This is a genomic window from Desulfoferrobacter suflitae (genome assembly GCF_022603395.1).
GTDB classification, from domain to species: Bacteria; Desulfobacterota; Syntrophobacteria; order Syntrophobacterales; family Syntrophobacteraceae; genus Desulfoferrobacter; species Desulfoferrobacter suflitae.
This window is the reverse complement of sequence record NZ_JAIBKA010000008.1, coordinates 61,224-87,399: the sequence shown is the minus strand read 5'-3', so window position 1 is coordinate 87,399 and position 26,176 is coordinate 61,224. Positions and strand designations below refer to the sequence as shown.

The following is a 26,176-nucleotide window of genomic DNA, read 5'->3' as shown; positions in this document are numbered from 1 at the left end:
CGGAAGTTCTGCCTTGCAGTTGGTCTCAGCCTTCGGTTCCCGTTTCCAGAAAGGCTTCGATCTGCTGGCCGATCTGCTCATCGGTATAGGAATTGATGGTCAGCGCATGTTGATAGCAGGTGGCTGCACAAACGCCGCAGCCCTTGCAGGCAACCGGAATCACTTTGACCTTGCGGCCCTTCTCGGTGCGCACGATTTCCAGCGCGCCGTAGGGACACAGGGCAACACACAGGCCGCAGCCGCGGCAGGCGTCTTCATCCACCAGGGTAGAGACGATGGGCTCGACGGTCATGACGTCTCTGGAGAGCGGAATGGAAGCGCGCGAGGCCGCGCCCAGTGCCTGTGAAATGGCTTCCCGAACCGTTGCCGGGTAGTGCGCGTTGCCGCACAGATAGATGCCGTCATTGGCGAAATCCAAGGGCTTCAGTTTCACGTGTCCTTCCAGGAAGAACTTGTTTTCGTCCAAAGAGACTCTCAGCAACCTGGAAATCGTCTCGTTGTCTTCCCCGGCGATGAGCGGCGTCGAGAGCACTACCAGGTCAACCGGAAGCTCCAGGTCTCTGCCCAGAAGATGATGATAAACCGTGACCCTGCCCTCCTCGACCTTGGGCGGCTTGGCCTGATCATATTTTAGAAAGCGCACGCCGAGCTGCTTGGCGTATTGATAGAGCTCCTCATTTTCCGTGCCGTAGGCCTGGATGTCGCGGTAGAGGATGTGAACGCCGGTGTCCGGGCTGCGCTCCTTGATGGCGATGGCGTTCTTGATGGCCACCATGCAGCAGATACGCGAGCAGTACTTGCGTTCTTCGTTGCGCGCGCCGACACACTGGATCATGACCACATTCTTGGCGTTGAATGCGCCTTTTTTGAACAGGCTCTCCAGTTCCAGCTGTGTGATCACTTTTTCGCCGTCATAGTTGAACAGGCCGACAGGTTTGAGGACGCGAGCCCCGGTCGCCACCACGATGACCCCTACACCGAATTCTTCCTGCACTCCATTGGTGGACGTGGTCACCTTGAAATTGCCAATGTAGCCGTTGATCGCATCGATCTTAGTTGCTGTCAGGGTCTTGATCTTGGGGTGGCCTTGCACCTGCTGGGCGTGTTTTTCCGCCACAGATGCAGCATCCGCATTGGCAGGACCGATCTTGTCCAGTTGCAGCAGCAAACCGCCCAGCTCCGCCGCCTTTTCCACCAGAGTCACCTGGTAGCCGCGATTGGCCAGAGCCAGTGCCGAGGTCATACCGCTGATGCCGCCGCCGATCACCATGGCACGCGGGTCCATGGGCGATTCGATGGGTTCCTGAGGCTGCAGCAGGCTTGCCTTGGCGACCCCCATGCGGATGAGATCCTTGGCCTTGGCGGTGCCTTCTTCCTTTTCCTGCATGTGGACCCACGAACATTGATCGCGGATGTTCACCATTTCAAACAGGTAGGGATTGAGCCCGCCTTCGGCGCATGTTTCGCGGAACAGAGGCTCATGGGTTCTGGGGGTGCAGGATGCGACCACCACCCGATTGAGATCTTGTTCCTTGACGGCCGCCTTGATTTCGTTAATGCCGCTCTCCGAACAGGTATAAAGATTTTCCTTTACGTACACGACGTTGGGCAGCGTCTTGGCATATTCGGCCAGTTCGCTCACCTTGAGGTAGCCGGCAATGTTGCTGCCACAGTCGCAGACAAATACTCCAATACGTATTTCTTCAGCCAATTTAACACCTCATCTGTTATTGAGATCCTGCGGCAGCCACCTGTCGGGCGGGCGCAACAACTTCAGCGGCACGAGCTGCCGCGCTGCTTGCCTGAGCAACGGATTCGGGGATGTCCATGGGGCCCTGAGCGCAGCCGCACACGAAGATTCCATCCCGTGTTGCATTGAGTGGCGCCAGAGGATCGGTCTTGAAGAAGCCGTTGGAATCCAGTTCGATCCCCAGCAGTTCTGCAAGCTTGGGGGTGCCGGCGGTGGGCACACAGGCCGTGGCCAGGACGACCATATCGAAGGTTTCGTGCAGTACCTGGCGACTGGTTGTGGATTCGAACCACACCACCGGGTTTAGCGCGTCGTCTTCGGTGATCTCGGCGACCCGGCCGCGCACATACTTGATATTGGCCTGTTTGCCGCCACGCAGCTTGTATTCTTCAAAGCCGCGGCCAACGGCGCGAAGGTCCATACAGAAAATCGATGAAGAAACCTCATTGTCGTGCTCGTTGGCAATCATCGCTTCCTTGACCGAATGCATGCAGCAGTAGGAGGAACAGAATTTATTGAAGCGAAAATCGCGCGATCCCACGCACTGGATGAAAGCCAGCTTCTTGGCGGGTTGCGCCGCCCCGATCTTTTGCCGCATCGGTTCCAGTCGAGCTTCCAACTCGCCGAATCTTTCGGCGGATGCAGCCCAATTGTGCAGATCCTTATCGGCGGCTGCCGCACCGGACTTCACCAGGTCCATCACTTGAGCGGAAGATTTGCCGTGCTTTTCTTCCAGCTGCTTGAGTTGGCGGCTCAGTTTTTTGTGCTCTTTTTCCAGGTCGTCGATTTCCTTTTCCAGGGCCATATCCGAAGGCCGATCCAGGTGACCGGCGGTCGGACCGCTGGCGCTCAACAGCCGTTCGAACTCGAGAGCCGTCACCACATTGGCGATACGTCCATAGCCATGTTCGGGGATGACGGAAGGATCGAAGACGTCATAGCCCGTTGCCACCACAATGGCACCCACATGGAGCTGGATCTCGCCATCATTCTGTTCGAAATCGACGGCCTTGGCCTGGCAGACCTTGGCACAGATGCCGCATTTCTTGCCCTGGCCCAACTGACGGCAGGCATCCTTATCGATCGTGTAGATGGAAGGGATGCCTTGCGGGAAATATTTGTAGATGGCCTTGCGGCTGCCCAGTTCCGCGTTGAACACGTCCACTGTCATGGTCGGGCACTTTTCCGCGCAGGTACCACAGCCGGTACACAGGTCTTCGTTGACAAAGCGGGCCTTCTTGCGCACCTTGACCCGGAAATTTCCGGCATCGCCACTGACGTTTTCCACTTCGCTGTAAGCGAGCAGGTTGATGCGGGGATGTCGACCGACATCCAGCAACTTAGGCGACAGAATTCAGATGGCGCAGTCGTTGGTGGGAAAGGTCTTGTCCAGCTGGGCCATTTTGCCCCCGATGCTCGGGAGCTTCTCCACCATGTGCACCTGGACCCCCATTTCGGCCAAATCCAGAGCGGCCTGAATTCCGGCGATTCCACCGCCGATTACCAATACATCGTTGTTCACGCTACACCTCTCAAAAGTATCAGTCCATGCTCTCTGCGATCAGTGTGGTGAGGTCTTTGATCTGCAGATCCATGTCCATGTTGTTAAGCGCACAGCTCAGATGAATGGTGCATTTGGGGCAGGCCGTCACCAGAGTCTGCGCTCCCGTGTGCTTTGCTTCCTTCAATCGTTCCACCTGGATCTGCTTCGATCCGCTGGAACAATTGGCCCAGCCGCTGGTCCCACAGCAGACGGCGTTTTCTCTGTTTCTCTCCATCTCATGGAAATGACCATCGGCCAGGGTTTGCAGGATATGACGCGGTCCCTCATAAATCTTGGCCATTCGGCCCAGCCGGCAGGGATCGTGGTAGGTGACGGCGCCTGTGCCGTTGCTGAGCTGTAAAGCCCCCTGCTTGATCATGTCCTGAACGAAATCGTAAAAATGGATGATTTCCAAGCCGAGCTCCCCGAAAAATTCCGGATAGTGATGCCTGAACGTGTAGTAGCCTTCCGGGCAGTTGAAGATCACCCGCTTGGCCCCTGCCTGGCGTATGACGTCGAGGTTCTTCTCGGCAAGCTTCTTAAAAATCTCCGGCTTGCCGTTCCACAGCATGTCGTGCCCGCAGCAGGCTTCCTCATCGGAAACCACAGGCTCAATGCCGGCAGCGTTTAAAATTTTGATCACATTGCGGCTGACCGTCAGGCTGTCAACTCCCAGGTCCCGGAATATGACGTCAAAATAGGGCATGCACCCGACAAAAAAGAACGTGTCGCCGCTTGCCGCCACTTTGCCGGCTTCCTTGGCCCACTCGGTCTTTTTCTGATGGATTCCCCGGGTCTGCAATTCCATGATGGTCTGCAGCATGCCATGGTGGGAATAGACCGGTTTGGTGCCGCGCCTGGTCGCCTCTTCGCGCAGGCAGCGCATGAACTCGGGGAAATTGATTTTGGCCGGACAGCGCTCGAAACAGCGGCTGCAGGTCAGACAGGACCACAGCTCCGGGTCCTTGAGCAATTCGTCGCCAAGATCGAGCAGCGCTTTTTCTACGATGAGCCGTGGCGAAAAGCTGGGCAGTATTCGGGAAACCGGGCAGCTGCCGGTGCACACCCCGCAGTCCAGACAGTAATAGGTTTGGTATGTCTTTACAGCTTCTTCGATATTCATGCAGCCACTCCCAGACTAGATTTTCCCAGCTGTTTTATCTTGTTGGTGAAGGACGTGACTATTTCGGCAAAGCGCGCGCCTTCCGCGGAAGAAACCCATTCCAGTGCCAAACGCTCGTTATCGATGCCCATGAGTGAGAGCAATTCGCGGGTCATGCTCACCATGCGCTGAGCTTTTTCATTACCATCCAGGTAATGGCAGTCACCGATATGTCAGCCGCTCACCAACACGCCGTCCGCCCCCAGCTGAAAAGCTCTCAATATAAAATCGGGGGAGACGCGGCCGGAACACATCACCCGAATCACGCGGATGTTCGGGGGATATTGAATGCGGCTGACGCCAGCCAGATCTGCACCGGCATAGGCACACCAGTTGCAACAAAAAGCGATAATTTTGGGCTCGAACTCAGCAGTCATGATCCCTCTTTCCGTCTTGCTGGTTAGATTTATGACCTTCTATTCACACAGAGCCGCTTCGACCATGGTGAGCACTTCTCGGTCGTTGAAGTGGCGTATGGCCGCCGCCCCTGTGGGGCAGGCCACGGCGCAGGCGCCACATCCTTTGCACAACGCTTCCTGTATTCTGGAAACGTGCACATCTTGGGCCACCTCGACCAATTGCGGCGCCCCATAGGGACACACCTCGACACACTTGCCGCAGCCGCGGCACAGGGTCTCGTCGACAGTGGAGACAACCCCTTCCACTTCGATGCTCTTTTGCGCAAGAATGGTTGCTGCGCGGGCGGCCGCCGCCTGAGCCTGGGCGATGCTTTCATCAATGGGTTTGGGGTAGTGGGCAAGCCCGCACACGAACACACCGTCGGTGGCAAAGTCGACGGGGCGCAGTTTCATGTGCACTTCCAGGAAGAAATTGTCCTGACTCACGGGCACCTTGAACTGCTGCGCCAGGCCGGCAATATCTCGGGTTTCGATGGCGCTCGCCAGGGTAGCGAAATCCGCTTTCAAGGTGATCGGTCGACGCAGGATATGGTCGATCACCGTCACCTGCAGACCCCCCTCCACCTGTTCGACCACCGGCTTGTGGTCGGTGTCGAAGCGCACGAAGATGACGCCGCGCCGGCGTGCCTCCTTGTACAGGTCTTCGCGCTCCCCGTAGGTGCGGATGTCGCGGTAGAGAATGTAGACATCCATGTCGGGATTGCGCTCCTTGAGCTCCACCGCCTTTTGCACCGAAAAGGTACAGCAGATTTTGCTGCAGTGCGGCCGCTGCGGTTCGCGTGATCCGACGCATTGAATGAATACGGCGCTGGAAGCATTCTTGACCAGGTCGCTGTCCCATGCCTCATCCAGTTCGTGCCAGCGGAACACGCGCTCGCTCTTGCCGTAGAAATACTCCTGCGGCGCGATGGAATGGGCACCGGTGGCCAGGATGGTGACTCCGTGCTCGATTTCCTTCAGGCTTTCGGTCCCATTGGAGGAGACGGTGGTCTTGAAGTTGCCGACAAACCCCGAGGTGTCCTTGATTTCCGCATTGAGCAGAACGTCTATGTTGGCCTCCGCCTTGACCTCTTCCACCAACTTGCCCAGAAACTCGGAAACGTCTTCACCTTTCCAGGTCTTTTTCAGCTTCAAAGCATGTCCGCCCAGGCGGTCCTTCTGCTCCACGATGGTGGACTTGAAACCTTGCTTGGCAAGCGTCAGCGCGCTCACCATGCCGGCGACGCCACCGCCCACGATGAGCGCCGAGGCCGTGACGGGTACCGAAGGCATGGGAAGAGGTTCGATCAGAGCCGCTCGGGAGACAGACATGCGCACCAGGTCTTTGGCTTTTTCCGTTGCCGCATCGGGATCACCCGCATGCACCCAGGAACACTGATCGCGAATGTTGGCCTGTTCGTAAAGGTACTTATTGAGGGCGCTGTTACGCAGGGTTTCCTGGAAAAGGGGCTCGTGGGTGCGGGGCGAACACGCGGCCACCACCACACGGTTGAGGTCTTGCTCCTTGATCACCTCGACCAGTTTGTCCTGGGCGTCCTGCGAGCAGGAGAAAAGATTCTCCTGTACGTACACGACATTGGGCAACGACTTGGCGTATTCAACCACTTCCTTTACGCGCACCACGCTGGAAATGTTGACGCCGCAATTGCACACAAAAACGCCGATGCGAGGCGGCTCCGCCCGGACATCGCGTTCCTCGGGGAAGGTCTTTTCCTTCACCAGAGTATGGCGCGCGGAAGAAAGATTGCTGGCCGCCGCTCCAGCTGCCGCGGACGCCTCCATGACAGAGAGAGGAATGTCTTTGGGGCCCTGCAGCACGCCGCACACGAACACTCCCGGCCGGGACGTGGCCACCGGAGCAAAACTGCTGGTGGCTGCAAAATTGTAGTGATCCAGTTCAATACCCAGGGCTGCAGCCAGATCCTGCATTTCCGGGGAAGATTCGAGGCCGACCGAGAGCACCACCATGTCGAAATCCTCGCTCACCATGTCGCCGGATTCGGTGACATAGCCGAGGCGCAGGTTGTCATTTTCCGGCACCGACTCGACAGTGTGGATGCGCGAGCGCACGAAGCGAATACCGCTTTCTTGGGCACGATTATAATATTGCTCGAATTCTTTGCCGTAGGTGCGCATGTCCATGAAAAAAATGGCGGCTTCCAGCCCGTCTTTGGCATGCTCTTTGGCAATCACCGCCTCTTTGATGGCGTACATGCAACAGACGCCCGAGCAGTAGCCATTGTCGCACTGGTTGATTTCCCGCGAGCCCACACACTGCAGCCAGGCGATTTTTTTCGGCTCGTGGGCGGTTTCCTGTTTGGCCTTGAGATCGCGCAGTCGATTTTCGAGCTCTGTCGCCTGTTCGGCCAATGTCTCCCAGCGACGCAGGTCCTTGTCATCCTTGCCGGCCGATTGGAACGTATCGTACATTTCGCCGGTGGTCTTGCCGTATTTTCCCTCGAGTTGTTTGAGCTGCTTGTGCAGTTTGCTCAGACCTTTTTCGGCGGCGGCTAGATCCGCCTTCAAGGATAATTCCGAGGGCCGCATCAGATGGCCCGATGTGGGGCCGCCGGCGCTCAGCAGACGTTCGAATTCCATGGCCGTGACGACGTTGGGAAGACCGGCGTAATTGTATGTGTCAAAGCGGCCGGGATCGAAAGCATGAAAGCCGGTGGATAAAATCACGGCTCCCACTTCGAGATCCAGCATCTGTTCCTTCTGCTTGTAGTCGATGGCACCGGTGGGACACACTTTGGCACAAATGCCGCACTTTTTACCCTGACCCAACTGGCGGCAATTGTCGGAATCAATGGCGTAGGCCGATGGAATGGCCTGGGCGTAATATTTGTAAATGGCTTTGCGTTCACCCAGCCCGGCGTTATAGGCGTCAATCACCACAGTCGGGCATTTTTCGGCGCATGCGCCGCACGAGATGCACTTGTCCAGATCAACGTAGCGAGGCTTCCGGCGAACTTTGACCTGGAAGTCTCCCTGTTCGCCCTCGATGCTTTCCAGTTGTGAACCCGTAAGAAGATTGATATTGAGATGGCGGCCGACCTCGACCAGCTTGGGAGAGATAATTCACATGGCGCATTCATTGGTGGGAAAGGTCTTGTCGAGTTGCGCCATGCCTCCACCGATGGCCGGCCCCTTTTCCAGGAGATGGACAAAGTATCCGGAATTTGCCAGATCCAGTGCCGCCTGGATACCCGCTATGCCGCCGCCGACCACCAGCACCGCACCGATGGTTCCATTGCCTCGACTACTCTTTGACATGGTTCCTCCTAAACGCAAATAACCCGGCTGTGGAGGTTCTTGTGAAAAAACCCACTCGCACCGAACCTTCACCTTCCGGGAACATTTCACCTGTTTGCTTCAATTACACGGCTCATGACGATTAGTCTTTAGATCGTTGATTTCATAACCCTAACGCCTCTGGTTGTCAAGAAAAAGGCCCAATCGCGGGGCGCCGGCAATGGTCGGCAAATCGGCCGCCGCCTGGCGACCCTGCAGTTGCTCTCACGGCTTTTTTGGCACAATTCATGGCGGGATTGCAAGGAAAATGTGAATTTGTGCACATTGACCCGGAACAGCGCAGCGGGCTTCACCACCTACGCGTGCAGCGGCCCTTCGCTTTAGGTCTCGTGTTCAACTAGCCTGTTCAAGCAAATGATTGTGACTTCCAAGCAGGCTGGGTTGAAGTACAAAACCGAGCAAAAGAGGCATTGGATTTCGCCGCGCGAAAGGCGTGACTCGACCCAACCCACAGCAGCGGCATTATCTTGGAAGCTATAGTAGCCACGCGCTTTTTCGGGCGATTTGAGCGCGATCAGGTCAAATTCCTTCCCCTTCAACCAGGGGACCGCCCGCTTTACTGTAACCCCACCCTGAGCAACAACGATCCTGTGAGCAAACCCTGCACCGTCGAGGAACGCCTCGAGCAACTGAAAATGTAAGTTCACTCCTTCGGCTTCAACCCGTGAGCCCGAAAGACCTCCCTGGTACCGGCCCTGGTTCCCTCTTCGGTTTCTTTAAGACCCTTGCAGCGATCGGGGATCACCACGTCATCCTCAGGGGCGCATTTCCCCTCGATCATCACGCGGGTTGCGCACTTGCCATAACGGTAGCCGATCTGGTAGCAGGTTTCCTCTGCCTGGGCCGGCAAGGCGAGAATCGTCAGGAGGGCTGCGGTAAAACCGGCAGCCGCAAAACTTATCAGCGGTCTTTTAGCGAACATGTGTTGCTCCTCTGCTTAAAGGGTGGCTGCTCTCATCCTGGAGTCGCAGTCGTGTAGAGACTCGGGCAAGCCGTGAGTTCGTGGCGGCCGGCACAAAATTCGTAACCGTTCACCCTACAGCCCTTCATGGACCACAAAGGCGCAAAGAACGCCAAGGTGGCAGAGGTTGCACCCTTCGCGTCTTGGCGGTGAACGATCAGCAAAAATCGCCGCCCCCGCACCCCGGCCAAATACCGCCAAGGGGGAGGTAAAGGTATCAACGACTCAGTAGCCGGCCGGCGGATTGACCACCACATACGTGACCCCGCCGCCTGCATAGGCCGGTTGATACCAGGCTGCGCCGCACCGATAATAGGTGACCCCGCCCACCACTATCGTGGTGCTCGTGCAGGGAAGGGCTGCATAGGCCGAAGCGGTGATGGCGGTGCCGATCGCGTAAGCGGTCACAGCGGCCGCTGTGCCCACAGCTGCAGCTCCCCAGTAGCCGTCCCAATCGTCATGATGCCAGTCTTCTCCGTAGTCTTGCCAGTCTTCGCGTGCATTGTCGCGATAATCCTGCCTGTCTTCGCGTGCCTCAGTGCGGTAATCCTGCCTGTCTTCCTGTCTGTCAGTGCTCTGTTCCCGGCGGGTTCCCTGGTGTTCGGTGCGCTCATCCTGCCGCTGCGAGTGAAGGTCGCTTCGGTCTTCAGCCCTGCCGGTACGGGTATCCTGTCGGGTTTGCCTGGTTGCGCCGTGCTCCTGGGACCTGTCGGCATGTGGCGCCTGTCCCTGGGATCGCAGATCAGAGGGTTGTCCGGACCGTTGGGTAACAGTCGACTGGCGGTTTTGAGCAGTGGGCAATGAGCCGCCCGAGCGGATTCCTGCTCCCTGTGAAAAAGCCCCCCGCTCACCGGTGCCGGCCCGATAACCTCCGGCTCCCGTGGATCTCCGCGCCGAGAAGCCTCCGCTGCCGGCCGGTCCCGAGCGGGAAAAGCCGCCCCCACCCGAGAAGCTGCGGCCACCGCCCGCGCGCCCACCACCGCCTCGGCCGCGGGCCTCGACTTCAATGGTTGCCAGAAACAGCATAAAGAAAAAAATTGCTGTCAGACTGATCACTTTATCCAGTGAGCTGGATCTCATTGTTCGTCTCCTTCTTTCCCTACCCCGGCATCGGGTTTGGCCAACTGTAACTCGGCCAGGAATGGAATCTGCTGAGCCTTTTCTGGAGGCGTGAAGACAAAGAAGCCTGGGGGTGTGCTCAAAGACAGATTCCATTCGCTCAGATTTGCCCAAAACTGAGGCCGTCCCTCTTCATGCTTGTACGTGATCACGATCCGCCGCGGCAGAGGATCCCCTTTGGCAGGAATCCATATCTGGAAGTCCACTTGATCAGTGCGTGCGGCTAGATGCACGCAGGGCACGTCCATGAGGGTATTCTCCTCCACGATTTCGATTGCGCGCACTCTGCGCTCCAGTTCCCTGGGCAGCTGGGTGACGAAGAGCATGGCGAGGGGCAGCCGCAGCTGCAGGTCGCTAAGCAGATGACGCACGGCCTGATCCACGTCGCCGGTTTTGGCCGCGCGCGCGAACACGTTTTCATCGGGGCTGAAAACCGTGATGTGCTTTCCGTCAAACAGCACAAGGACTTTTTCTCCGTCGCTCCGTTCGCTTTCCATGCGAAAATGATCAGGCCGAACCAGCGTGAGCTTGCGCAGCTCTCCGAATTCGATCATCTGGCCGTTTTCCTGAAGCACATCATAACCGGCTCGGATGGCGACGCTCAGTTGCTTTGTCTGAGAGATGAATTCCCCTGTCTTCATCAGCAGCGCCATGGCCTCCGTCTGGCTCCCGGAATCGCCCGAAACCTGCTGTTGCGCGGCCAATCCGGGGACGGCCGCCAAGCACACAAGCAATACCATTAACAGAACAAGTTTGGTTAAAGTCATCTGGCCCTCCTGCCATTTGAGATTGGGTCGGTCCCAAGGCATCATTTCCTTCCCAAGGACCTCAATAATAAACCATGCAGCGAGTTCGGCCTGAGCTTTTGTGCAGAAAAGTTCATGCCAACTCTCGCATTTTTACTATAATGAAGCGCTTCAAAGCCACTCATTCTTTGTTGCTCAATCAATTTATTTTTGGGGTCGAGCCGACCGTCACATGGCGCTGTGTTATCAGCGCGTTCTGTACCCCTGTTTTCCTCACCCTGTGACCGCCTGCCGCTGGAGATTCTTCGTTGCTTAGCCCCCCTGAAAAATAGTATAGATGTTGGTGAACGGTTAAAAGTTTAGTGCCGGGAGGACGGTGATGAAGATAGTCGGGGTTGAATTCAAGAATATCAATTCGTTTGCGGGTGAGTGGGAGGTCAGGTTCGACCGGCCGCCCTTTTCCGACACCGGCCTGTATGCCATCGTCGGTCGCAACGGTTCCGGCAAGTCCTCGATTCTGGATGCCATCACTTTGGGCCTCTATGGCGAAACCCCCCGCCACAGGAACCCGGAGGAAAGAATTGTGCCGCAGCAGGCGGATGAATCCTCTGCGGCCGTCACTTTCGCCGTCGGCGACAACCGGTACCGCAGCGAGTGGCGGGTCAAGAGCTTTGAGGGCCGCCTGCAGGGCCCCGAGATGCGTTTGTGGGAGCTCAACGGGAAGGAATCGCTGCTGGAAAACCGGGTCATCCGTGTGCGCAGCCGCGTTGCCGACTTGACGGGGCTCGATTTCAAGCGCTTTTGCCGATCCGTTCTGCTGGCGCAGGGTGAATTTGCCGCATTTTTGACCGCCCTTGAAAGTGAACGATCTGAAATTTTGGAGAAAATTATTGGGCCAGAGATGAAGCTCGAACTGGAGCACTCGATTCGGTCAAATCTGGCCGCCGAAGCCGAGAAACTGCAACAACTCAAAGAAGCTGCCGCAGGTCTCAGCCTGCTTGACCGGTCCCGCCTGGACCAAATCGAGCAGGAGCAGGAACAACTCGAAGATGAAATCAAAGGGGTGGAGGAGGCTTTGCGTGAGCTTCAGGAACAGGAACATTGGCTGCAGCAGCTGCAGCAGCTGCAGGATACCGAGCGGGACGCGGCGCGGGCACTGCTGGAAGCCAAAGCACGTCAGGCTGAACTTGCCGAAATGCTCCAGTTGATTGAGGATGCGCAATCGGCGAAACCCCTGGCAGAGGCATTGGAGCGGCTCGATGGGCGGGTCGCTGCACTGGAAGAGATGAAAAATCAGACGGGACGTTTGAAGGAGGACCTTGCGGGCCGCGAAAGAAGCCTGGTCGAGCTCGAGGAACAACTGCAAAGAAGCCTGTCGGGATTGGAAGAAGCGCGCAGGAGGCTGGACGAGAGGGGAGCCGAGTGGTCCGGTGCTGCTTTGCAGGACCGTGAAATCGAGGTCAAGAGTCAGCAGTTTCAAGATGCCGTCCGCGAACTGGAAGCCAGGGAACGCGGTCGTAAACAAAAAGAACAGCGGCGGACGCAAGTGGATGGTGAGCTGGTCGCGCTGCACAAGGAACTGCGCGACCTCGAGCGACGATTGGAGAGGCTGGATGCTGAGGAGAACCTGTTAGCGGAGATGCCTGCGATCCAAAGGGGACTCGATCGGCTCATGACCATTCAGCGGCAAATCCGCGATGAACAGGGGCCGCGAGCCCAACTGTTGAAAGCCGAGGAGGCTGCCGCCAGAGCGCTGCAAGGCCATGAACAGAAAGTCCTGAAGCTGCGAGAACAAGCGAATCGGCTGGCCAACCGCAGGGCCGAAGGTTTACAGCGGTTGACCAAGCTACTGGATGATCACAGCCCGGACCATTGGGTGAAGCTCATCAAGACCAGCCGAAAAAGCCTTTCAGTGTGCCGAGAACTGGCGAAAATCGGAACCGAGTACCGCAAGCAGCAGGTCAATGGCGATGCTTTGGAACGACTGCAACGAGTCGCATCGCAAATGGAGACGGTGCGTCTGTCGCTGGCAGAGGAGCAGGCACAACTGGATGAACTTGCGGAACAGATCCGCTGGCGTGACCGGGTGCGATCACTCGATGCGCAACGTAGCGAACTGCAAGAGCGCGCGGCGTGCCCCCTTTGCGGTTCTCTGGTTCATCCGTTCATGCAACAGGGAACGCCTGATTTCGGTGAGCTGGACCGCTCGGTGCAGGCGCACGAAAAGAAGATTGCCGCTTTGAGCTCTCAGCTTGACAGCCTCGAAGCAACGGCCGCAGGCCTGCAGGGGCGAGCCAACGAGATGACCAGGCTGCGGCAGCTGTGGGCCAGGACTTGTGAAAAAGCCGGTGTTGACTGGGAAACGCCCGATGCCCGCCTGGCTGCAGCCGAAAGCCGCGCGCAAAAGGCCCTGATCCGGGATGCCAAGGGACGCATCCGTTCCTGCCGCTGGCAGAAATGGAAAAATGCCTGGCTGCAGCGTGCCTTGCTGCGCAAGGAGGCGAAGCTCGGTCGCGGCGAAGCAGAGCATGAGAAAGCGCGAGAACGCCATCGGTTGGAGCAGCAGGCACTGGCGGCTATGGACTCCCGTATCGAAAGGCTGCAGCAAGAAGATAACAGTATTCGAAGCGAACTGGGTGCCCGTCTGGCCACTTACGGTGAGCGCCCGCCTGCTCCCGGGGACGAATCCTCCCTGCTCCAGCGGCTCGAGGCTCGATCTCAGGACTACCGGCGTGTGCATGAGGAGCACAAGTCCAGGACGCAACGGCTGGAATCCCTTGAAAATGAGAAGCTGGATCTGTCCGTTTCGGTGCAGCAATTGCAACAGAACACGGCCGTCCTCGCGGAAGAGATCGAGGAGCTGCAGGTTTCACTGACAAGGCTGAAGGCCGACCGCGCGGCCCAATTCGGTACCCTGGACCCCGCCGGGGAGCGAGCCGCGGTGGAAAGTCGGATCACCGCCGGCCTGAAGGAACAGAGCCAATTGCAGCAGGAAATCGGTTCCCGGCAAAAACAACTTGGGGAAGCACAGGCGGCCCTCACTCAGCTGCACGAACGGGAGCAGCTGTTGCGGGAAGATCTCGAGAAAGCCCGACCGGAGCTTGAAACAAGGGCCAACCAGGCGGGGTTTGCTTCTCTCGAGCAAGTCCGGCAGTCCCTGGCGCTGCTGCGCGAAGAGCAGGAAGTGATAGCACGGCACCAGGCCGGGCGGCAGGCACTGGCTGAAGCAGAGGCACGGGAGGCGGCCGCGCGTCACCAGCTGCAAATGCTGCGTGCCGAGCGCAAAACGGAAGAATCCATAACGGTTGTACAGCAGCGCCTGACCGATTATGTGAAGCATCGTGATGCGCTGCAGGACAGGAAAAGCGATCTTGATCGGCTGTTGCTCGAGCAGCGTACCGCCGAGGGTGAGTACCGAGACATCCGGAAGGCCATCGCGCTGCAGGAGAAAGTATGGGCCGAAGCGGTCGCTGAACAGGGAATGTTGGAATCGCCCGATGACCCCCAAATGAGGACCAGGCTGCAGCGCCTCATGCTCGACCGGCTGCTCGAACACTCCAACCAATACCTTGGCACCCTGAGCGATCGCTACCGGCTTATGGCAGACGACCAGGAGGGGCTGGGATTTCTTGTGAGAGATACACTGCAGACGAGAACCTACCGGCCCGTCGAGACTCTTTCGGGCGGTGAAACCTTTATCGTCAGCCTATGCCTGGCGCTGGGATTGTCGGAGATGGCCTGCCAGCACCGGAAGATCGAGTCGCTGTTGATCGACGAAGGCTTCGGTACCCTGGATGAGGAAAATCTGTACCGGGCGATTACGCTGCTCAAGGGGTTGCGCGACAACGGGAAAATGGTCGGCATCATCTCTCATGTCAAACGGCTGGCCGGCGAGATACCGACGCAAATCAGGGTGGAAAAACAACCGAGCGGGATGAGCCGCTTGACGATCACGGCGTGAGGCGGGTGCTTCATTCTTCCAGTGTCGTCCTTATTTTGGCGGCCAGGTCCTGTATGGAGAACGGCTTCTGGATGAAGTGCACGGTATTATCGAGCACGCCGTGCTGGGCGATCACGTCAGCCGTATAGCCGGACATGAACAGGCACTTGAGTGTCGGGTTGAGAGTTTGCAGTCTGTGCGAGAGCTCCTGCCCGGTCATCTGGGGCATGACGACATCGGTCAGCAGCAGATGGACTTGGTCGGGATGACTTTCGGCCAGGCGCAGCGCCTGGATGGGAGAGTCGGCTGCAAGCACGCGATAGCCAAGTTGTTCCAGCATTTTTTGGTCCATTTTTAGAAGCGCCGGTTCATCTTCTACCAGGAGCACCGTTTCACCCTGGTTTGGGGTAATTTTCGCCGGCTGCGCCAGCACCTCGTGATCCGCTGCTCCGTACCAGCGCGGCAAGTAGATCTTAAATGTGGTGCCTCGCCCGGGCTCACTGTACACATTGATAAACCCCTGATTTTGCTTGATGATACCATACACGGTCGCGAGCCCCAGGCCGGTTCCTTTTCCCAACTCCTTGGTGGTGTAAAACGGCTCGAAAAGGTGCTGAAACGACTCCCGGTCCATGCCGCAGCCATTGTCGCTTACGGCCATCATGACGTATTTCCCGGGAGTGCACTCGGCGTGTTCGGCGCAGTAATGTTCATCGAAGACGGCATTGCGCGTTTCGATGGTGATCTTGCCGACACCGGCGATGGCATCCCGGGAGTTGACGCATAGATTGGCCAGGATCTGATCAATTTGTGAGTGGTCCATCTTGACCGGCCACAGCCTTGAACCGGGCAGCCAGGCCAGGTCTATATCCTCGCCGATGAGCCGGCGCAGCATTTTGAGCATCTTTTCCACGGTTTCGTTCAAATCAAGCAATTTCGGGGCAATAGTCTGCTTGCGGGCAAAGGCCAGCAACTGCCGGGTGACTTGTGCGGAACGTTTGGCTGCCTTGAGGATTTCTTCAAGGTCTTCCTGCAGCGGATCGTCCGGTGAGACCTTGCTGAGGGCCAACTCGCCGTAGCCGATGATCACCCCCAGCATATTATTGTAATCGTGGGCCACACCCCCGGCCAGCCGCCCAATCGACTCTATCTTCTGGGCCTGGATCAGCTGCTCCTTGAGCTTCTCACGCTCTTCCTCGGCGCGCCTGCGTTCGGTGATGTCGAACATGACGGCCAGGAAAACGCGGTCTCCGTCGGCATCAATCAGCTGCAGGCACACCTCCACAGGGTACAGGCTGCCATCGGCGCGACGGTGAACCGTTTCAAGGGTGAGCGATTGCTGCAGGTTGTCCAGTAACGGTTGGATCGCAGCGCGAAAAGTCTGTTCGGTGAATTCCGGCTTGAGATCAAGGGGGGTGAGTTGCTTGATTTCCTCCAGCGTGTATTGCAGATTCTTCAGAGCTCCATGGTTAACATAGCGGAATTTTAAGGATTGTGAGTCAAATATGTAAATTTCATTGAGGCTTTTCTCGATGACTCCCAGAAGCTGACGGCTGTGCGCCTCCATGCGTTTGCGCTCGGTGATGTCTTCCGCTATTCCGAGCAGGTACTCCGGCTTTCCCTGTTTGTCCAACAGCGGAATCTTTTTGGTGCGCAGAATGCGAATGCCCTGGTGGCGGGTCAGGGTGGGCTCTTCCGACACCTCGATCACTCCCCGCTGGGACAGCGCCTCCCGGTCCTTTCCGACAAAAAAATCCGCCTGCTCTCTGGGAAAAAAATCGTAATCGCACTTCCCCAGCAGCTCTTCCCGCGAATATCCGAGCAGTTCCTCGCCCGCCCGGTTGAACTTCACAAAACGAAGCTGCGCGGCATCCTTCATGAAAATCATTGCCGGTATGTTTTCCACGATATTGTCAAGAAATTCCCGGCTCCTGCGCAGTTCCTCAGTTCTTTCGGCGACCCGCTGTTCGAGCTGTTCATTCATCTGCCGGTTTTCGACAAATTTGGCCGTCAGTGAATCCGCCATGGCTTTGAAATTGTCTACCAGCTGACTGGTTTCGAGGATCGAACCGGCAGGCCAGTCGATGGGGCTGCCGGACTCGACCCTGGCGGGCAGGTTGTGAGTGATCTTGCCAAGCTCCTGTACGGGTTTCACCACGCAGCGGCCCAAAAATTCAGCCAGCACCAGCGCCGTCACGACAATTGCGAAGAGCATGATGAAGCCGCTCGTGTAGCGGTCATACAACTTTTTTTGATAGGGTGCCGCCGGATCTTCCAGGATCAGCTTCCATTCCGCCAGCTTGCCGACGTTGGATTGGACCAGATAGACGGATTTGCCCCAGAGTTCGATGGTCGAGGTATTGCGAGGCAGCTGGGGAACCCACTGCAAGATACTCTGCGAAATTGCGTTGACCGATCCCGTGCCGCGCGAGAATGGCATGAGGGGCTTTTGGTCGTCCCGGTTGGTCACGATCACATGGCCGTTTCGGTCCAGCAGCGTGTAGCGAGTACCCAGCCCGGAGGAGCTGTTCTGTAAAATCCTATGGATTCGCTCCAGGTTCAGGACACCGGAGAGGTAGCCGTTGAATCCTCCCTGAATAAGCACGGGGGCCAGCATGATGGCAATCGGTTCAGGTCGACCGAATCTGGCTGCAAACACTTCCGACAGCATGGGTTTGAGGACTTGTTTGAGGGCCGCTAGATAAGAGCGGTCGGCATAGCTTCGGCCAAGCATCGGCCGGCCGAGTTCATCGTTCGGCGGGGAGAAGGCGACAACCGTTGCATGCTTGTCAAGCAGTCCAATGCGCAGGAAATTCTTATCAGCACTGCGCACCTGCTCAAGGTATGGCTGCATCTGTTGCGGTGGAAGCGTGGCGGCCTTTTGCGCCAGTTGTACAACCACCTGTTGCCTGTCCTCCAGCCAGTTGTGCAGGTTGTCCGTGACTTGTAAACTGTTATTGACAAGAGATTCTCGAATGCGCCGCTCGGTTTCGGCCAGATCGGCTTTCCCAGCTATCGCCAGGAGAATCAAAGAGGGACACAGGACAAAAAATATCATCAGGTTGGAAATAATTTCGCGGAATGAAATGGGTTGGGCGTTGCAGCGAAATGCCGCTGTCGTGAAAATCAGCCGAGCCGCCAAGGCATTGGCGATACCGTTGATGCCCTGCTTGGTCATGAGAAACAGGGCATTGCTCGCAGGGAAATTGGAAATTTCCTGCATAAAGAAATATCCGAGGGGGATGCCGATGAATATCCAGTAGAGACCGTCGGCCATGACCAGCGATAACTTGGGCCACGTGATGAGCCAGCCCACCACCGCCACTTCCATGGTCATGGTGAGGATCCCCCAGGGGTGGTTCCAGGTCACATAGGTGCAGCTGGAAATGAGTGCGCCCGCCACCACGCCCCACCTCCAGCCGAACATTTGCAACGCCAGCAGGGCAAAGATGCTGCCGAAGATGAAGTGTGCATTGAGAATGGACAAGGCAAAGTAATTCCCGACGAGGCCCGCCGCGATCAGGATCAGGTAAAGGGGAATGAGGTATCTTTGGCTCAAGGCTTTCCCGGTGAATGATATGTTTGCCATAGCCGTTCTCCCCATTTTCTGCAGAAGGGCGACTTTGCCCCTTGCACATTCATGGTGTCGACCTCCGCGCGATCACTCCCGCCGGGTGGCATCATAACGACCTTTGCGAAAACCCCCGGATTGTCTCCAGTGGCCGCAAACCGACCCCTTTGGTGTGGTTTGTTGGCAGTTTTTCACATTTCGTTGCTTGAGGCAATGTTTCCATTCAAGTCTGTGTTAAGCATCTGTTTTCGTCGTATCGAGAAGCTTTTGCATGGCGGCCTCTCGTTCTCGACTGACCGAGTTTACCAACACTTTACCGCCAAAGCCGAGAAAGGCTTCTGCGACTTTATCCAGATCGGCTTTGCGCACCAGGGTGAACAAAGCAGAGCAGCCCGGTCCAAACTTTTGCGATAATTCTTGGATGAATCGATCGTCGATTCCGGTGTCGGTGAGAGCGGCGGAGACGGCTCCGGCAGCCGCTCCGAAAGCGGCTCCGAGCATGGGGGCGAAGAAAATGCTGCCAACGATGAGCCCCGTGATGCTCCCGGCAAGACCTCCCTTGCGTGCCGGTCTGTGTGTCTGGCGGTAGTGTGCCGTTCCGTTCGGGTCTTTGCTCACCACTACAGCGTCTTCCAACTCGATATAACCCTCCCGTTGAAGACCGATCAGCTTTTGTCGCGCCTCTTCAGCCATCGGTTCCTGGTCGAATACCACGACCGTGAGGTTACTCGAGTACTTTTCCCTCAAGGACGCCCTCAACAGGTCCGGAGTAATCCATTCCGCAAAACCGGCGGCGATTTTTTGGGTGGCGCCCATGGAATCGATGGACAGCAGGCTCCCGTCTCTGGCATTCAGCACGAGGTATTCGTCTATTTCTTCATATGTTTTGTTGACGATGATGGTTTTGCTGCCGATATAGCCGATCACCAGGAAGTCTTTGGGTAAATTGGACATGCTGGACCGGAAGGCCAAAGTTGTCCCGATGACAAAATCAGCGGTTCCCAGGCCACCGATCCAGCTTGCCTTGTGAACGGGATCATCCGATAGTTTTTTCCCGTGTGTTTCCATAAAACCGGCATAGTCTTGAGGGATTCTGAGCCCGAGGGCATGCGAAGCATAATCTGTAAAATTTCTCATCGGTGTTCTTCTCCCTTCCCTGGTGAAAATGAATTTGTCCCGGTCATGTTGGATGATTGCGAAGGATATCGCAGACAGAGCTGCGAGAGCAATCAAAACAATTGAGTGGTATCTCCAATATCCTGGCAGGAAAGTAGAGGGGGTTGGATTGCAGCTGGAAGGCGAATGACGGCGTGCTCCCTGAGGGGGAAATAAAAAAATGGTCGGCTGAAACGAATTTTGCTTTCTTTTTTTAGTTCATCGGTTATAGTACGCCCATGCTGGTTGAGTACGACATTGTGAGTTATGCAGGAAATCGGTCTTTCGCCATAGAATGGTACGGTTTCAGGATAGCTCGAGCACCGTACCAAAAAAGCAGTGAAGAAAATACTAATTTACAAGGAAGGATTTAAGCAAATGGCGGAAGGTCAAGTAAAATGGTTCAATGACAGTAAGGGTTATGGTTTTATCGAGTCCGACAGTGGCCACGATGTGTTTGTTCACCACTCAGCCATCCAGGGTGAAGGATTCAAATCACTGAGCGAAGGGCAGCGTGTGAGCTTTACCGAGGAAAAGGGCGCCAAAGGGCCCCAGGCCACTAATGTGGTAAAGCTGTAAGCAAAACAGTTCTCACATTATTTGGAAATTGATAGCCGGAGTGTAAAAAGCTCCGGCTTTTTTTGTCCCGAGCTAGATGTTCGGGTTCTCCCATCCGCCTTCACCAGTCGGCCGCATTTCACCCTGGGGCTGGGACGGTTCCGCCGTATCGTTGCGAGTGGCGGCACAGCCGGACACAGCCGCCAATGCAAGCATGAGTAAAAGTGACATTACAACAACTCTTTTCATGACGCTCTCCTTTCTACAGCTTCCGGGATAATCGGTCCGGTTGAGTTGAAGCAAACGGCTCGCGTGCCGAAACTCAACAGCGGTCTTGCTGGGTTTCGTGCTTCAATCCAGTCTTGTAAAGCCGAAGACCTTTTCTTACCCACGGTGCTTAACATAAGATCTCAACTTAAATATTGAAATAGCCGGCATGTACACTAAAATGAAATATTGTGATCCGAGCTCAGCCACTTGGCCAGTCAGCCACTCATGGCCGCATTTGGGCTTGAGCTGATCGGAGGAGGGAGCAAGACCGGCGCGCAGACCGGCAGCACGGCTTGTTGCAGCGGGTTTTGGAGTGGGATTTTGACCAATGCATACACCTGATAAAATCGACATACGCGAAGTCTCGCCGCGCGATGGCTTTCAATCGCTGGCGGGATTCATCCCCACCGACCACAAGCTGCACATCATCGATCTCCTGGTGCGGGCCGGGGTGAAGGAGATCGAGGCCACCTCTTTTGTCAGTCCGAAGGCCGTTCCGCAGCTCAAGGATGCAGCGGAACTGATGTCTCGCTTGCCGCGCCAGGATATTGTGCGGGCCGCCTTGGTTGCCAACTTGAGGGGGGCACAGGATGCCGTTGCGGCAGGCGTCGACCAGCTGGTGATGGTCATATCCGCTTCGGAGGCGCACAATCGTGCCAATGTGCGCTGCAGCATCGCCCAATCTGTAAAAAATCTGGACGCGATATTCCCGGTGGCCAGGGAAAATGGGGTTGTGGTGAACGGGGCCATTGCCGTTGCCTTTGGGTGTCCGTATCAGGGCGACGTCCCTGAAGGGGATGTCTCGAGTCTGGTGCAGGAATTTTATGAGCGCGGCGCCTCCTCTGTGATATTGGCCGATACGACGGGCATGGCCTCGCCCAGGCGAATCGATGGCATGGTGCGGACTTTCATTCATGGATTTCCGGGATGCAGGTTCACTTTACACCTGCACAACAATCGCGGGACGGCTATGGCCAACCTGCTGGCCGGGTTGCTGGCCGGGGCTCGCTCATTCGACACCGCTCTGGGCGGCATTGGGGGGTGTCCCAATGTGCCGCTGGCGGCCGGAAATCTTGCTACGGAAGACGTGGTGTTCATGCTGGAGGACATGGGGGTGGAGACCGGTATCGATTTGGAAAAAATCATTCAGGCCGCCGTGGAGCTCGAGAAAGTCGTCGGATTTACTCTACCCGGGCAAGTCATGAAAAGTGGGCCTCGGTTGGCGAGAGTCATGGCGGGTCTGGAACCCTGTTACAGCAGCCGGCGGCGCGCCGGGCGCTGACACAGGGAAACGAAGGTACCGTTCGCAGCCCGCAATTGGAGAATTGCGCTGCTCACTGCCGCCCCGAAAGCTGACCCGCACCCGGGGCCGAAGAAAGCCATGAAACGGCGGTTGAACAGGCTCGATACGCCGCCGGGAAGGACGCGGAAGCGATTATGGAAGAAAGGCGCTACAAGTACAGGCGAGAGGATTTTGGTGAACTGGTTGTGGACCTCAAGCATCTCAACATTTACCTGAACTTTCTGGGTGATCGGGTTGAAGCCACGAACTGTTTAATAATGAGAGCAAAACAGGATTTGAGCGAACTTCAGCTGGATGCCAACGATTTGAAAATATTGCAGATCGATTGGTGTTCGCCGGAAGACTGTACTCCTCTCCAACGCTTGGATTACGATTACATTAAGGAAAACAACAGGCTCACGGTGAAGCTGAAGCAACGCGTGGGGAAGGGGGAAACATTCTGCATTCGCACCGTCACGCAGTGCTTTCCCTCCGATCATATCCTCGAGGGCATTTACCAGGATGCGACGCCGCCGGGAGCCCCGCAACAATACATGTCCCAGTGTCAGCAGTGGGGCTTCCAGCGCATCATGCCAATATTCGACGACTGTCGCGCCAAGTGCACCATGACCACCACCCTGGAAGCAGATGTCCGCTACACTCATCTCATCAGCAACGGCAATATAGACCGCACCCTGAATCCCGCCGGGAAACCGGTAGTCAAGAGCGATGATCCAGCACGGCAACTGATTCGCTATGACAACCCGATACCCATGGCCCCCTATCTGTTTCTGGTTTGCGTGGGCACCTGGGACGGGCTAGTTGATCAGGTCACCTATGAATCGGGGCAATGCGTGCGGCTTGAATACCTGGTTCCTCCGGGACGATCGGAAGGGGCGCGCATTCCAATGGAAATACTCAAGGAAGCGATCCTCTGGATAGCGAAGACTCAGGATTACCAGTACAAGGCAGACGCGTATCGCACCATCACCATGAACAAATCCAACTTCGGAGGCATGGAAAACGTTGGGAATACGACCATCGTAACGGATGCCGCCCTGGTGGATGAGCATACTCTCGACCATCTTTTGCTCTATGCTCATGCCGTTATTGTGCATGAGTTCGAACACAATCAATGCGGCAGTGAGACCACCATGGAGACACCTTTTGATGTCTGGCTCAATGAGGCCTATACGGTCGACGTCGAACGCCAGTTCATGGCGGATGTTTTCGATCCCACCTTCATCCGTTTGTACCAGGTTGACAGTATTCGCAATCCTCTGCTCGGCCCCCTGGCCATTGAAGATGGCGGCCATGCGGGCAGGATTGTACGGGAAGGCTTCAACAATCCCGATGAGTTGATTGACGGTGTCACCTACGTCAAAGCTGCCGAAGTGATTCGCATGTTGAAGCTGATTCTGGGGCCGGACACATTCAAAGCCGGCAAAACCCTCTATTTCGACCGCTACCACAACGGCAATGCCAACACGCATCAATTCTTCGAGTGCTTCGAGGAAGTGTCGGGCGTTTCCCTAGAACAGTTCAAGCGAGGTTGGCTGTATCGCATGGGTTATCCCAAGGTCCACGTACAAAGCGTCTACGACCCGGACAACCGATCCTTCATGATGGATTTTCAGCAGCAGGCAGTTGAAGGGCGGGAGCCGTTTCACATTCCCATTCAACTGGCGCTGGTGGATCAAAACGGCCGCGATATCGAGGGAACTCCTCAGGTTTTTCAGTTACGGGAGCGAGACGCCCGGTTAACGCTCAAAAACATTTCAGAACCTCCTGCCTTTGCGTCAATCGGCAGGGATTATTCGTTTTACGGGACGCTTCACAATGCCACTGCCGGCAGTGAAATGCTGACACTACAGGCTCGACTCGATCCCAATCACTACAACCGGGTGGATGCCGTGCGGCAATTGACGGATATGCAACGCATCCGCCTGCTGCACGATGCCAATGCCGCCATCGATGGCGCCTGGCTGGATCTTTACCGGGACATTCTCAAGGATGCAGCCTTGCCGGCAGCGCTCAAAGCCTATTTTCTGCGCATCGATGAACAGCCCATGGACCGCGCTTATGCCACCTGGTATCAGGAGCTTGTGGTGGCTCGCGAACAACTCATGCGGGCGGTCACGGACGCCTTCAGGGAAGAGCTCTGCTCACAGTTTGCACAACTCGACACGTATTCGAGTGCCGGCGGCGGTTCCCCGAAAGAAGGAATCGAACAGCGCCTCTTGAAAAATGTGCTGCTGGATCTGCTTGCCGTTAAGGATGACGAGGACAGCCACCGGTTGATACTGGATCACTATCGATCGGCCACCACTGCGACCGACCGGGTAGCCGCACTGACCGCGCTCAATCGCAGCTCCGCTCGGCAACGTCGTGAACTGCTGGAACAGGCCTATCAGCAATGGCACCCCCATCTGAGCGGCTATGCGAATTATTTGCGCATTGTTTCCAGCGGGACGTGTGCGGATGTTTTCGAAATGATCGAGCAGGAAAAGCAGCGGCCCACTTTTGACATCAAGCAGCCCACGTGGTGTCGGGCATTGTTTCTGCCCATGGCAGCCAACAACAAAATGGTGTGGAGCGATAGAGGCATCGAATGGGTTGCCGATACGGTCATCGAGCTGTCACCTGTCAATACGACGACCGCGAGCAGGCTGTTGAACACTTTCCAGCACGTGAAGAAGCTGAAACAGGAATTGCGCTCCAGGACAACCGCATGCCTGGAAAGAATAGTGCGTCACATTTCACCCGAAGAGAACCCGACCATACACGGACAAGCCCGGGCGTATCTGGGTGACGATAATGCATAATGGGAGCGTTCACTGCCGACCGCCGCCCTTGAAATCGTCGAGTACTATAACGAGGTTTTCAGCTCCCTCACCCTGGAGCTTCCAATTACCCATACATGGCCCCGCGCTTCTCGGGGCACACTCCCTCTCTCCTCCCCTCGCGGGAGAGAGACTCGGAGTGAGGTGGGGGGCGAGCAAGCGGCCCGTTATCCAAGGGTCGCAGACCGCCGGGCCTGTGCCCGGCGGTAACCCGCATGCAACCCTCCTCTTTGGAGAGCGGCCATGTACGACATGAAAAGTCTCGCTGAGCTGGTCGGGCAACTCGAAGATCAGCTGACGGCCTGCATGCGCTGCGGCATGTGTCAGGCGGTATGTCCGCTGTACGCGGAAACCGGACGTGAAGCCGATGTGGCAAGAGGCAAGCTGGCACTCCTGGATGGTCTTGTAGGGCAAATGTTCGATGATCCCAAGGGAGTGCAAGAGCGTCTGATGCGTTGCCTGCTGTGTGGCTCCTGTGCCGCCAACTGCCCCAGCGGGGTCAAAGTGATGGACATTTTCCTTAAGGCGCGCGCCATTCTCGCGGGCTATATGGCAATGAACCCGTTAAAGCAAGCGATTTTTCGCCAGCTGCTTGTACGTCCTGCCTTTTTCAACATCTTCCTGGAATGGGGAGCAAAGCTGCAGGGGGTGTTCGCCAAACCGGTCAATGACCTGCTCGGCACCTCCTGCGCGCGGTTTATGTCGCCTCTAACGGCTCGTCATTTTAAGACCCTGGCCGTGACGCCGTTCCATCGAATGGTGCAGTCATTGAGCACCCGCCCGGGTAGCTCCGGACTGAGAGTCGGATTTTTCGTGGGATGTTTGGTCGACAAAATTTTCCCCGAAGTTGGGCAGGCGATACTGAAAAGCCTGCTGCATCATCAGGTGGGCATATTTCTGCCGGCAGATCAGGGGTGCTGCGGCATGCCCGCGCTGTCATCAGGGGACCTGCAGACTTTCAATGAACTGGTTCGCCACAATGTGGCCCTGTTCGCAGCCGAGGAATTTGACTTTCTGGTTACCGGCTGCGCCACCTGTACATCGACCATCAAGCAAATCTGGCCGTTACTGGCGCAGGGATTGACTGCGGTCGAGCTGGAGCAGGTCTACGCGATCGCTTCAAGGGCTATGGATATCAGCCAGTTTCTGGTAAATAGCCTGGCGATCGCGCCCGCCCAGCGCGGAACGGGGTATGAGGAAAAGTATGTAACCTATCATGATCCCTGCCATTTGAAGAAACTGCTTGGAGTTTCCAGACAGCCCCGCGCTCTGCTGCTGGCAGGCTCCGCCCATCGGTTTAAGGAAATGGCGGAAGCTGACCGATGCTGCGGCTGCGGGGGCAGTTTTAATATCCACTACTATGACGTTTCGCAGGCCATCGGCAAGCGCAAACGAGACAGCATCGTACGGTCGCAATGTTCTGTTGTGGCGACCAGTTGCCCCGCCTGCATGATGCAAATTTCCGACCTGCTGTCACACGCTCGAGAACCGATCCAGGTAAAGCATGTGATTGAAATTTATGCGGAATCTCTAGGCCAGTAG

Annotated in this window: 19 protein-coding genes; 6 read left to right on the top strand and 13 right to left on the bottom strand. The window is 56.6% G+C overall.

Going from position 1 to position 26,176, the window contains the following annotated elements; translation table 11 throughout:
- Positions 1-25: 25 nt before the first annotated feature.
- From K1V27_RS14725 to K1V27_RS23170, 7 genes are all read right to left on the bottom strand, one after another.
- Positions 26-1,711 carry a CoB--CoM heterodisulfide reductase iron-sulfur subunit A family protein gene (locus K1V27_RS14725; RefSeq protein WP_258930806.1) on the bottom strand — a complete coding sequence of 562 codons (1,686 nt, stop codon included), beginning with the start codon at positions 1,709-1,711 and terminating at the stop codon, positions 26-28.
- A 16-nt stretch (positions 1,712-1,727) separates the two neighbouring features.
- Positions 1,728-3,089, bottom strand: coding sequence for a 4Fe-4S binding protein (locus tag K1V27_RS14720; protein ID WP_258930805.1), 1,362 nt, complete (start codon positions 3,087-3,089; stop codon positions 1,728-1,730).
- Positions 3,090-3,104: 15 nt separating this feature from the next.
- A complete protein-coding gene (locus tag K1V27_RS14715; RefSeq protein ID WP_258930804.1) occupies positions 3,105-3,272 on the bottom strand; it encodes an FAD-dependent oxidoreductase in 168 nt (55 codons plus the stop codon).
- A gap of 19 nt (positions 3,273-3,291) precedes the next feature.
- The gene (locus K1V27_RS14710; RefSeq protein ID WP_258930803.1) at positions 3,292-4,416 is read right to left on the bottom strand and encodes a (Fe-S)-binding protein; all 1,125 of its coding nucleotides are present in this window, start codon (positions 4,414-4,416) and stop codon (positions 3,292-3,294) included.
- A complete protein-coding gene (locus K1V27_RS14705) occupies positions 4,413-4,832 on the bottom strand; it encodes a hydrogenase iron-sulfur subunit (RefSeq protein ID WP_258930802.1) in 420 nt (139 codons plus the stop codon). Before K1V27_RS14705 ends, K1V27_RS14710 begins: the two co-directional genes overlap by 4 nt.
- Before the next feature lie 39 nt (positions 4,833-4,871).
- The gene (locus tag K1V27_RS22850; RefSeq protein ID WP_435051673.1) at positions 4,872-7,880 is read right to left on the bottom strand and encodes a 4Fe-4S binding protein; all 3,009 of its coding nucleotides are present in this window, start codon (positions 7,878-7,880) and stop codon (positions 4,872-4,874) included.
- 75 nt (positions 7,881-7,955) lie between these two features.
- A complete protein-coding gene (locus K1V27_RS23170) occupies positions 7,956-8,150 on the bottom strand; it encodes an FAD-dependent oxidoreductase (RefSeq protein WP_435051672.1) in 195 nt (64 codons plus the stop codon).
- Positions 8,151-8,656: 506 nt separating this feature from the next.
- On the opposite strand from K1V27_RS23170, the gene K1V27_RS14690 reads away from it, so the two are divergent.
- Positions 8,657-8,830: a hypothetical protein gene (locus K1V27_RS14690; RefSeq protein WP_258930801.1), complete on the top strand. Its 174-nt coding sequence runs from the start codon at positions 8,657-8,659 to the stop codon at positions 8,828-8,830.
- A 2-nt stretch (positions 8,831-8,832) separates the two neighbouring features.
- Here the strand turns inward: K1V27_RS14690 and K1V27_RS14685 are convergent, their stop codons facing one another.
- The 3 genes from K1V27_RS14685 to K1V27_RS14675 all read right to left on the bottom strand — a co-directional run bounded on the left by K1V27_RS14685 (position 8,833) and on the right by K1V27_RS14675 (position 11,036).
- Positions 8,833-9,111: a hypothetical protein gene (locus tag K1V27_RS14685; RefSeq protein WP_258930800.1), complete on the bottom strand. Its 279-nt coding sequence runs from the start codon at positions 9,109-9,111 to the stop codon at positions 8,833-8,835.
- A gap of 264 nt (positions 9,112-9,375) precedes the next feature.
- On the bottom strand, positions 9,376-10,230 hold the full coding sequence (locus K1V27_RS14680) for a hypothetical protein (protein WP_258930799.1): 855 nt from the start codon (positions 10,228-10,230) through the stop codon (positions 9,376-9,378).
- Positions 10,227-11,036 carry a DUF2092 domain-containing protein gene (locus tag K1V27_RS14675; protein ID WP_258930798.1) on the bottom strand — a complete coding sequence of 270 codons (810 nt, stop codon included), beginning with the start codon at positions 11,034-11,036 and terminating at the stop codon, positions 10,227-10,229. The genes K1V27_RS14680 and K1V27_RS14675 overlap by 4 nt, the downstream gene beginning before the upstream one ends.
- A gap of 358 nt (positions 11,037-11,394) precedes the next feature.
- On the opposite strand from K1V27_RS14675, the gene K1V27_RS14670 reads away from it, so the two are divergent.
- Entirely contained in the window at positions 11,395-14,976 is a 3,582-nt protein-coding gene (locus K1V27_RS14670; protein ID WP_258930797.1) for an SbcC/MukB-like Walker B domain-containing protein, read from the top strand.
- 10 nt (positions 14,977-14,986) lie between these two features.
- Here the strand turns inward: K1V27_RS14670 and K1V27_RS14665 are convergent, their stop codons facing one another.
- Together K1V27_RS14665 and K1V27_RS14660 are read right to left on the bottom strand one after the other, a co-directional pair.
- Positions 14,987-18,544 carry a PAS domain S-box protein gene (locus K1V27_RS14665; RefSeq protein WP_258930796.1) on the bottom strand — a complete coding sequence of 1,186 codons (3,558 nt, stop codon included), beginning with the start codon at positions 18,542-18,544 and terminating at the stop codon, positions 14,987-14,989.
- Positions 18,545-18,760: 216 nt separating this feature from the next.
- Positions 18,761-19,663 carry a DUF1269 domain-containing protein gene (locus K1V27_RS14660; protein WP_258930795.1) on the bottom strand — a complete coding sequence of 301 codons (903 nt, stop codon included), beginning with the start codon at positions 19,661-19,663 and terminating at the stop codon, positions 18,761-18,763.
- 396 nt (positions 19,664-20,059) lie between these two features.
- Between K1V27_RS14660 and K1V27_RS14655 the strand changes: the two genes are divergently transcribed.
- The gene (locus tag K1V27_RS14655) at positions 20,060-20,260 is read left to right on the top strand and encodes a cold-shock protein (protein ID WP_258930794.1); all 201 of its coding nucleotides are present in this window, start codon (positions 20,060-20,062) and stop codon (positions 20,258-20,260) included.
- A 72-nt stretch (positions 20,261-20,332) separates the two neighbouring features.
- Here the strand turns inward: K1V27_RS14655 and K1V27_RS14650 are convergent, their stop codons facing one another.
- Positions 20,333-20,488, bottom strand: a complete 156-nt coding sequence (locus K1V27_RS14650) for a hypothetical protein (RefSeq protein WP_258930793.1) — start codon at positions 20,486-20,488, stop codon at positions 20,333-20,335.
- 349 nt (positions 20,489-20,837) lie between these two features.
- Here K1V27_RS14650 and K1V27_RS14645 point away from each other — a divergent pair, with 349 nt between their 5' ends.
- From K1V27_RS14645 to K1V27_RS14635, 3 genes are all read left to right on the top strand, one after another.
- Complete coding sequence (locus K1V27_RS14645; protein ID WP_258930792.1) at positions 20,838-21,791, top strand: hydroxymethylglutaryl-CoA lyase; 954 nt, start codon at positions 20,838-20,840, stop codon at positions 21,789-21,791.
- A gap of 155 nt (positions 21,792-21,946) precedes the next feature.
- Positions 21,947-24,616 (top strand): M1 family metallopeptidase, encoded by a 2,670-nt coding sequence (locus K1V27_RS14640; RefSeq protein ID WP_258930791.1) that lies wholly within the window; start codon positions 21,947-21,949, stop codon positions 24,614-24,616.
- A 261-nt stretch (positions 24,617-24,877) separates the two neighbouring features.
- On the top strand, positions 24,878-26,176 hold the full coding sequence (locus tag K1V27_RS14635) for a (Fe-S)-binding protein (protein WP_258930790.1): 1,299 nt from the start codon (positions 24,878-24,880) through the stop codon (positions 26,174-26,176).